Source organism: Arthrobacter sp. NPDC057009 (assembly GCF_042673905.1).
In the GTDB taxonomy this organism is placed as follows: domain Bacteria; phylum Actinomycetota; class Actinomycetes; order Actinomycetales; family Micrococcaceae; genus Arthrobacter.
The window spans coordinates 59,733-69,242 of the sequence record NZ_JBHUSB010000022.1; the positions used below are offsets into that span (position 1 = coordinate 59,733).

Sequence of the window (9,510 nt, forward strand, 5' to 3'; positions counted from 1 at the left end):
TTCCCACCGGCCAACTGACACAACAATGAAAACCGCAGCCTATTCACACGACTCTCGCTGCCGCCGTCGTCCGTTCCCCGTCTTATCCCTGTTCACGCGGCAGGCGGCCTAAGACCCAAGATCAGTTGGCTGCAACGACGGCGTCACTGGTGCGTGATTGGGCGGCGACTGGGATAAGCTCGCTTGCGGCTTGAGCAGACATCAGCATCAACCCTGAGGGGACGGGGAATCCTTTGGATCTACTGGGCGGCATGAGCCGCGACCAACTCAGCATCACTACTTGGGTTGCGGCCGCCGTCTTCGCGCTTGCGGTGGGTGTTTGGCGGCCCCGGAAACTTCATTGGACTGTGCTTGGTGCCGTCCTGCTCTTCGCGGCCCTCAATGCCGGCGCCGGGATCTACGTCATGAACCACGTCGGTGACCCGCGCTGGTCTGCAGGGGAACAGCCGTTGAGCGCACCGTCGTTTTCCGGCACGCCCATGGTGGGGCAGTTTCTGGGCCCCCTGGATTCCGCCCTCAACGACGTGGTTGGCCAGGTGAACGCGTTCCTCGCATTTAAACAGGCACTGCCCGTAGCACTGGGCTTCCTGGGCACGTCCGGCTGGGCCCTGCTGGTGTCGTTCCCGCTTGGCATCCTCGCCGCCGTCACCAGCTACATTCAGGAGAGGCGCCGAAAGGCCGAGTTCGAAAAATACCGGGCCACCGTTGACCAGCTGAAAGTGGAGCTCGAGCAGATCAAGCGGCAGATCTCGTCAGGGAACGCCGGCAGCACGGCTCTCCCTGCAGGTGACGAGGTCCCTGATGCGCGGCCTCGCGCTGACTCGAATAGGACGGTGACAGGGTCCAATAAAGGCTTGGGCACAGAGCAGGGGCCCCACCGCGCGGGATAATGGAAGCATGACCGACCGCGATCACGACGAGGATCTGTGGCAGGAGTTCGACCGGCTCCCGCCCGCAGGTCACGACCGCGTCCAGGGACTGCCCGGCGGCCTGCCGCAGGGCTTTGGCTTCCGCACCGGCGTGCGCAGCGCAAAGGTGGCCCTCGGGTTCGCGGTGTACGCCCTGGCCCTTGGGACCGTGCTGGTCCTCACCGGCGCCGTCGTGTTCATCAGTCAGGAGAAGTGGCTGCTGGTCGGGCTCATGGTCCTGATCGAGCTCGTGTTTGTCTTGGCCTTCAGGCGGCTGGCGCGCCTGGCCCGCCTCCGGCGCTCCGCCACGTAGCGCTCAGCCCCAGCTCCGGAGATGTGCCCTCAGCTTTACTTCTTCCCGGGCGTTGTGAACACGGTTCCACCGAGCTTCTTCTGCAAATCAGCGGCGCTGTCGGTACTGACCGTCCAGTTTCTCCCGACAAGTACCTTCATTTCGACGTACTCGCCGAAGGACTTCCAGAGATTCAATTGCTCGTCTTTGGACGTGTCCGATGCATAGGTGGCCATGATCAGATCGTCCCCACACTTTCCCGAGGAGGCAGCGAGCTTTGTCGAATTGTGCTCGTCCCACGCCGAACATTCGAGCCCGGCCCCCACCACTGCGTCTTTCAGCGCCGAGACCGTGCCGTAACTTCCTCCGTCGGCGGGCGGCTGATCTGAGGAAGGCGCGGCGGCAGGAACTGCTGCTGAGGCACATCCTCCCAAGGCCGCTGCCAGTGTTAGTGCCGCCCCGGCAGCCGTGATCCTTCTGGCCCATGTGGACTGCCCCATGAATTTCCTGCTCTCCCTTGGAATTTGAACAATTGATCGTACGTACGGTGCGGGACCGTGATGGGCCGTGGCTGACCCCAAGAAATCCTGGACTGGCCGGCCCAAAGGAACCGGCCGCACTCCGCGGTCTAACTAGCCGGCGCGCGGCGAGTTCCATGCGGCCTTGTAGTCCGGAGACGACGTCCATGATCTTTCCCGCCGCCTCCCCTAGCTTCATATTAGAGTCGAGCAAAGCCTGAGATGTCTTGGCTTCCCGACGTACTCAGCATCCGTTGTTGTCGCCACCACCCCACCATTGCGGTAGGCCCATCATCTGTCAGCTAAAAGCCTGTCTGCAGGTGTCCAGCACAGTCTCGACAGCCTTTGGGTGGTAGACCACCGCTGCTGAGGAGACCTTCGGAACCGATTGTCCCCATCGATCCGGAGATGTCACGCACCAGCAGGCTGAGTGTCAGCAGCGCTACCGGCAGATCCCACCTCTTTCAGTTTCTGCGGGGACATCCCTCCGAGCCGGTTGCTCACTCGGCCGCGAGTCGGCACGCTGCCACGGGCGCGCCAACTTTTGGTGTCAACTTGCCCAAGTCACTGTTGAAGGTCTCGATCTTTCGAGTAGCCGCCTGCAGCCCCGCCGTGTCGAAGGTGCCAGCTGCCTGTACGGCATCGTTCGCCATTTCCGGATAGGTGGAGAACAATTCAATCGCCTCCTGCGTCACGTCAAGTGCCTCGATGCACGACGGCGGCGTGACCTCCTTGACTACTTCGACTTCGACTTCCTTCTCAACAATCTTCTCCTGCACCACAATTTCAGGCTCGGGTTTGGCGCCCATGCCAGCCCCAAATCCCAGGACCAGGCCAGCGACAGCCAGGCCAACCGGCAGCAGCCACTTCCGCTTAGGCTTTCCTGGCTCCGGTGCCGGCTGTAGCACGGGCGGCATACCCATCTGACCGTAGGCAGACTGCGTAGGCGGCTGGTAATTGGCTGGTCCGTCGTACTGATTGCTCATTGCGTTCCCCCCTCTCGGAATCTAAAAGGTGTACTCGTAGCCGGTACCGAAGTCGCTCTTGACCAGGAGCGTTCCAGCCGGCTGCGGCACGTCGATGACGATGATCCCGGAGGCTTTCTGATCGGGACCGACGCCAGCACTCGGGAACGTCTCCGCATCGGGCAAGCATCCATACGTACCCGCGGTCGACAGCGAGCCGTTGAACGTAGTGCCGTTCTTGGCAATGAACTTGAAGTCATGAGCGCTAATGCTGAACGTCGGGAAGCTCGACTCTGCCAGCGCCGGAAGGGTCTGTACGGTGACCTTTACGAACACGATGTTGCCGTTTGTGGGCGGCTGGACATATTCCCCTGTGCAAACGCCCTTCTTGATCGAGTCCACCGTGAACTTGGCGGTCTCCTTGTCGGTGAGCTGGTCAGTCTGCGTTGCAAATGCTTTGCTGCCAGCAGTCATGACATAGTTGCCGCGGGATGACTTGGCGGGACCCGTGGGCTTTGGAGTCTCGACCTGCTTCTCCACAGTTTCAGCTGTCGGTGCCGTGCCGGACACTGCCCCATTGCTGCCGCCACATGCGGACAGGGACAGAGCAGAGCCGATCAGGGCAAGGGTGACCAGGGACTTTGTGCACTTCATAGTGTATTGCCTCTCAAATGCAAGTTTTAGTGCGTGCATCGCCTCACGACGATGCACCGTGCTGTTATCGGATGATTTGCTTCCCCGCTGATCCCGTGAGGTCAGAGGGTTGGCCGGGTGGACCCGGGGGAAGGCAGCAGAACGACGTCATGCCTTTATATTGCTCGACATCGTCTTCCCCAATTAACGAAGGCCCGGCAAGTAGCCGGGCCTTTTTCTAAGCCGAATTTGTTTCTCCAGAGGAGCCTATTTCATCCGCTTCCAGCCAAACGCAAAACTGCGGTGATCTTGAGACAACGTTGATTCAGTCTTGAGCCAATCTTGAGGCTCTTCGTCGCAATAGGATTTCCGCGCTTAACACATGGAAGAGAAGGGCGGATAACCCCAAGCGGAGCACCGACGACACAGAGGCGGCGCACTGCGGACTTCTCACTGCTGGAGTTACCGGGCAGGGGCTCCCATGCTGGCAGCGATGTCGGCGCGGCACGAAGTTGGATCTAGTGTGCCAAGACCGAAAATACCCCTTGCCCCTGTAGCGATACACGCTCGTCAGCCCAGCTCCGCACCACGACGGCCGCCGCCGTCGTTCTTCTACGCCGCCTTCTGCTCCCGCCAGAGCAGTGACACCACGAACGTCACCGCGCTCAGCACCAGCATTACCAGCACCACGCGGCCCCAGTTCTCCTGGTTCACCCCCGTGCCGTAGAAGATGCCGATCATCACGGTGGCGCTGATGGCGCCGACGTACCGGCAGGTCTGGAAGATCCCGGCGGCCACTCCCCTGTCCTCCGCCGCGGCAGAGATGTACAGCCCCTGGTTGAAGGCGATGCTCACGGAACCGTACGGCACACCCATCAGGGCCGTCAGCGCCAGCACCAGCAGGACGGTGAATGATGCGGTCAGGAGCCAGAGTGCCGCTGCCGCTATGGTCAGAAGGACGACGCCGACCAGCAGCACCCGCCGAACGCCGAACCGGTCGATCGCCCGGACAGCGATCGGGGTGACGACCACCGACATGGCCGCCAGTGGCAGCATCAGCGCACCGACCAAACCGGGGTTGTAGCCGCCGGCTTCCTGCAGCAGCTGCGGCAGCCCGAAGAAAGCAAAGTAGTAGACGCCGCTGAACACTGTGAAGCCCAGGTACACCAACAGCAGCGGCCGGTTCCGTCCGAGCAACCGCAGGTCCAGGAACGGCCGGTCGAAGCGCAGCTCCCGCCAGGCGAACAGGACGGCCAGGACCATGGCACCGCCGAGCAGCCACCAGCGGTATCCGGGCAGCGCATTCAACAGGCCCATGAGCAGCAGGACCATGCCGCCGACGAAGGCGAGGATGCCCGGGATGTCGGAATCGCGGAGCAGGGTGGCAATGCTGCCCTGCTCCTTGCGCTCGTCCGGCGGGGCAACCTTCCGCACGATGAGCAGCGCCGCCAGTGCAAGCGGCACATTGATCAGGAACAGCGCCTGCCAGCCGACCAGGCTCACGAGCAGGCCGCCGACCACCGGTCCCACCGCGGCCCCGGAAGTGTTGGCCATCTGGATGCGGCCAAGCGGCCTTGTTGGAGTCGTGTCGGCCAGCCTGGCCAGGGTGCCGACCATGACGACGGCGCTCGGGTACGCCGTCGCCGTCCCCAGCGCCATGAGCGCACGCGCGATGCAGACGAACACGAAGTTGGGCGAGAAGGGCGCCAGCGCGCAGGAGACGGCCACCAGCCCCATGCCGAGCATGAAGAGTTTGCGAGGTCCGAACCTGTCGGCAAGCCTGCCCATCAGCGGCTGGCCCGCTGCCGAGGTGATGTAGAAGGCGGTGATCACCCAGGTGACTGTGGCGACGTCGAGCCGGAAATCCTCGCGCAGCACCACTAGGGCGACGGCGATCATGGACGAGTTCAGAGGGTTCAGCGCCGTGCCCAGACTGAGGCCGGCCACTGCAAGGCCTGTGCGCTGGCGGGTCTGGTTGCCAGTTCGGGGAGAGTTGCTCACGGCAACAGTCTTCCGCACACGATGCTTACGGAGCCAACCAAACGACCTTCCGATCCACGAGACGGTTCTTCGGCTCACGGGCGAGAAGTGGCTTAAGCGACAATGTCTGGCGGGTACTCGCAGTCAAGATTCGTTGAACTCTCGGTGCCTAAAACGCTCCTGTTGACATATGTAGTCGACTCTGAAACGCGTGTTCGGCGTTGGAATTTTCAGACACAGGGCAGAACACAGAAACCAAGACTGCGCCGAAGGCTCCTTCCCTTGCGAGTCGTCTTCGGTCTGACGGTTCCTCGATTAGGCTCAGCACGGTACTTGAAAAATCAACGAGGGGCAGAACAAGCAGCATGTCGTTATTTCCTGGTGGATCCGAATGGCGCAAGTGGGATCTCCACCTTCATCTACCCGGCACGAAACTCGCTGACGGATACACACCTCGGGAGGGCATGCCTGACTGGGACAGGTTTTGCGTGGCGCTGGAAGAGTCAGACGTCGCCGTGTTCGGCATCACCGACTACTTTGCCCTAGCGGACACCTTGGCTCTCATTGAGTTTTTCAAGCGAAAGTACCCCAGGAGCACCAAGACACTCCTTCCGAATCTGGAACTGCGGCTGAACGAATCAGTCAACAGAGAGGGTGAAGAGGTCAACGTTCATGTTATCTTCCCGGAGAATCTCGACAGCGGGACGGCGAGTAGGTTCATGTCCCATCTAAAGACTGAACTGATTGCTGCCGGGGGCCGTAGGCGAGCATGTAGTGAACTCGAGAATAAGAGTGACTACGAATCCGCCACCGTGAGCCGCGAATCCCTTGAAGAAGCAGTTCGAGCTACTTTCGGCACTGACATCGACAGGCAGGAACACCTGTTGGTCATTACTTCCTGCAAAGGAGACGGTATACGGCCGCAGCGAGGCGCGCGTCGGAAGGAAAACCTGACGGACGCAATCGACCAGCTGTCTGACGGATTTTTCGGTGCCTCAAGCAGCAGCGAGTATTTCCTGCAAACTGACCGGATGGAGCTTCCGGGGTCCTTTGTAAGGCCCAAACCTGTTTTCAGTGGATGCGATTCCCATTCGTTTGAACAGCTGGGATCTCGATTGGGTAAGACAATTGAGCAAGCCGACCAACGTAATGAAGTCACGTGGATCAAGGCGGATCCCACCTACGCTGGCCTATGTCAGACTCTAATCGAGCCCAAGGACCGCGCACGCATCCAGCCCCACAAGCCAGACGCGAAAGAGCCGTATCAGGTGATTTCTCGCGTTCGGTTCCCTGGATCTTCCGACTTCCCAGACGAAATAGTTCTGAATTCGAACCTGACCTCAATCATCGGAAGCCGATCGTCGGGCAAGTCTGCCTTGCTTGCTTACATCTCTCACGCCGTGGACGCGGACTATACCGTGGATCAGCAAATGGCGACTGGGCAGTACCAAAAGCGAGAAGACACCGGTCCTGCCGCAGGCAAAAAATGGACTGATATGGGAACGACAGGGTGTGAGGTTCAATGGGAGGACCCTGCAGTTCAAAAGGGGAAGGTTATCTACATTCCTCAGAATTCGCTGTACGCGCTCAGTGGCCGACCCAGTGAAATCACAGCAAAGATCAAACCTGCTTTGCACAGGCTGGATCCGTCTTTCGAGATTGCCCACAAGAAGGCTTTGTCTGAGGTCGCAACATGCAACAGTCATATCGAACTGGCAGTATCGAAGTGGTTCGAGCTCCGCAAGGAGATTGACCAAGTCCAGCAAACCATCCATGATTTTGGTGACAAAGCCGCCATTACTTCCCAGAGGCAGAATCTAGAGGGACGTATAAAACTACTTCGGGAGCAGTCTTCACTATCAGTCGAGGAAACGAACCTTTATCAAAAGGTGCTCAACCATATGGCCGACATAGAGCAGGACATCGCTGTGTACGAAGAGGAGCAGAGGGCTCTGGCCCCCTTCATCTCTTCCGGCGAGTCGGAAGACACTGCTGCCGAAAGCCTTATAGTCCGCATTGAGCTCAATCAGCCTCTGAGCAAATTGCCCCAAGCCCTAGCTAGCGACGTCCAGATTTTGGTAGACGATGTCAGGGAACCGCTGCAGATGGCCGTCAATACCGCACTAGCCGCTTATGCGGATACGACTCGCTCGAAGCTTGTTGCGCTGAACGGCTCTCTACAAGAACTGAAGCTCGAAAATGCCGAACTGATCGCCAAGAACGGCAAGAATACGGAGCTGGAGGTCATCGTCCAGAGCCTCAAGAAGCAGGATGCCCTGTTGAACCTGATAAGCGTACAGGAGGAGAATCTCAACCGGCTGAAAGATGAGCAGGCCTCTGAACTGGATAAGATCTCCACCGCGACCAGTGCTAGGTTGGAGCACCTTCAAGGGTTGAAGCAGCAGTTTGAGGGCAAGATGCCCGTGCTTGACGATATTGAGCTGGACCTAGAAATAGGTCATGAGCAGGAGAGACTGGATACTCTGTCTCAGGATTTCAACCAACGATCAAACCACTACGTGGACAAAGAAACGGGTGCTATCCACCTCGATTTGATCAGATCGGAAACTGGTGACTTCCTAGAAGCTCTGGCTTCAGGCCGACAGAAGATCAAGCAAGGGCGGTCTCACCGAGAGGTGGCAAGCAACGTCCTCACGGTAACGGAGGAAATCCGATTCCTCGCATGCTTAGATGGTGATCGGATCGGTGGTTTCGCTCCGTCTTCCATGACTCCGGGTAAGCAAGGCCTGTTCGCGCTCACGCTGATTCTGAACCAGTCCCAAGAGGCATGGCCTCTGCTGATCGATCAGCCGGAAGACGATCTCGACAGCCGGTCCATATATCAACACATCGTTCCCTACCTGAACAAGAGGAAGACCGGCCGCCAAATCGTCATGGTGACGCACAATGCCAATCTGGTGCTCGGCGCCGATTCAGAACTTGTGATCGTAGCGAACAGGCATGGAGATGACCGCAAAAACCATGCCTCGCGAACCTTCGACTACCTAGGCGGGTCCCTGGAGCACAGCATCCCCAAGCGACAGCACGACTTCGTGCTGTCGACAAGCGGAATCCGCGAACACGCCTGCGAGATATTGGACGGTGGGGCCGAAGCGTTCAGGAAGCGCAAGGATAAGTACCGCGTATAGACAGCAGTCCTTGCACGGTTCCCAAGCTGGCACAGATGTGGAGGACCTACGCGTGACGCGGGTCCATTTCGGCCTGCACCTCGGCGCTTCCGCAGATGCTTGCCGGCCTCGGGCTTGCGTGGTGGTTAAGCTTCGGTGGGGGCGGGTGGCGGCGCCAGGGTTTTTAGCCGCTACTCGCCGGATCCTCCCGCTCGGACTGACGGGAGGCATCGTTTGGACCTAGCCACTGGCAGCGGCTTTGGCGATAGGGACCAGATGGCCGGCGAGCAACGTGAGGATGGCGGTCGGGGTCCAGACAACAACATCCAGGTTGGCCAATTGGACGATTTCAATTGGGACCTGCGTAGGTGGCAGGCGTCGCCCCTACCCCAGTCGCCGCTGCCGGAACATAGGGAACTGCTCCCGCACCCGCGCCACAGTAGACAACGAAACCTCCACCGTCAGCACCCCCGGCTCCGGCCCAAGATCCGCCTCCACGTACCCCATCGGATCCACCAGCAGGCTCCGCCCGACGGACACCGGCGGCGCCTGGCAGACGCCCGCAACGTACACGCTGTTCTCGATCGCCCGGGCCGCATTCAAAGAGAGCCACTGCTCCGTCTTGTGCGTGCCCGGCACCCAGGACGAGCAGACCAGCAAAACCTGCGCGCCGGCGTCGGCCAGGGAACGGGCCAGCTCCGGGAACCGCAGGTCGTAACAGGTCATCAGCCCGAAAACCGCTCCCCCGGCCTCGAACACCACCGGCTCGGTGGACGGGCCCGGCTTGATGAACATCGATTCCCCGAAGCCCTGCGCGTCGAACAGGTGGATCTTCCGGTAGACCGCCACCAATGCACCGGAAGAGTCAAAAGCCACCAGTGTGTTGTACGCCCGGCCCTCCTCGTCGGACGTTTCCACCACGCCCGCCACCAGCGTGATGCCGTGGCGGGCCGCGGTGGCGGCGAGTTCCCGGCAGACCGGGCCGTCTAGCTGTATTGACCTGAGAGGTTGGTGACGCGGCTGACCGGTGTCTGACCTTTGAGGGCGGTGTGGGCTCGGTGGTGATTGTAGGCATGGAGCCAGTCG

Annotated in this window: 8 protein-coding genes; 3 read left to right on the forward strand and 5 right to left on the reverse strand. The window is 60.1% G+C overall.

The features are described 5' to 3' along the window. Positions 1-251 precede the first annotated feature (251 nt). Positions 252-890: a hypothetical protein gene (locus tag ACFTR6_RS18865; protein ID WP_377959036.1), complete on the forward strand. Its 639-nt coding sequence runs from the start codon at positions 252-254 to the stop codon at positions 888-890. 7 nt (positions 891-897) lie between these two features. Further along, the gene (locus tag ACFTR6_RS18870) at positions 898-1,221 is read left to right on the forward strand and encodes a hypothetical protein (RefSeq protein WP_377959037.1); all 324 of its coding nucleotides are present in this window, start codon (positions 898-900) and stop codon (positions 1,219-1,221) included. A 35-nt stretch (positions 1,222-1,256) separates the two neighbouring features. Here the strand turns inward: ACFTR6_RS18870 and ACFTR6_RS18875 are convergent, their stop codons facing one another. The 4 genes from ACFTR6_RS18875 to ACFTR6_RS18890 all read right to left on the reverse strand — a co-directional run bounded on the left by ACFTR6_RS18875 (position 1,257) and on the right by ACFTR6_RS18890 (position 5,317). After that, positions 1,257-1,700 (reverse strand): hypothetical protein, encoded by a 444-nt coding sequence (locus tag ACFTR6_RS18875; RefSeq protein WP_377959038.1) that lies wholly within the window; start codon positions 1,698-1,700, stop codon positions 1,257-1,259. 518 nt (positions 1,701-2,218) lie between these two features. Beyond that, on the reverse strand, positions 2,219-2,704 hold the full coding sequence (locus tag ACFTR6_RS18880) for a hypothetical protein (RefSeq protein WP_377959039.1): 486 nt from the start codon (positions 2,702-2,704) through the stop codon (positions 2,219-2,221). 21 nt (positions 2,705-2,725) lie between these two features. Beyond that, on the reverse strand, positions 2,726-3,337 hold the full coding sequence (locus ACFTR6_RS18885) for a hypothetical protein (RefSeq protein ID WP_377959040.1): 612 nt from the start codon (positions 3,335-3,337) through the stop codon (positions 2,726-2,728). Between the two features lie 591 nt (positions 3,338-3,928). Next, the gene (locus tag ACFTR6_RS18890) at positions 3,929-5,317 is read right to left on the reverse strand and encodes an MFS transporter (RefSeq protein ID WP_377959041.1); all 1,389 of its coding nucleotides are present in this window, start codon (positions 5,315-5,317) and stop codon (positions 3,929-3,931) included. A gap of 344 nt (positions 5,318-5,661) precedes the next feature. On the opposite strand from ACFTR6_RS18890, the gene ACFTR6_RS18895 reads away from it, so the two are divergent. Next, the gene (locus ACFTR6_RS18895) at positions 5,662-8,445 is read left to right on the forward strand and encodes a TrlF family AAA-like ATPase (RefSeq protein ID WP_377959043.1); all 2,784 of its coding nucleotides are present in this window, start codon (positions 5,662-5,664) and stop codon (positions 8,443-8,445) included. Positions 8,446-8,808: 363 nt separating this feature from the next. Here the strand turns inward: ACFTR6_RS18895 and ACFTR6_RS18900 are convergent, their stop codons facing one another. Further along, a complete protein-coding gene (locus ACFTR6_RS18900; protein ID WP_377959044.1) occupies positions 8,809-9,420 on the reverse strand; it encodes a nitrilase-related carbon-nitrogen hydrolase in 612 nt (203 codons plus the stop codon). Positions 9,421-9,510 lie beyond the last annotated feature (90 nt).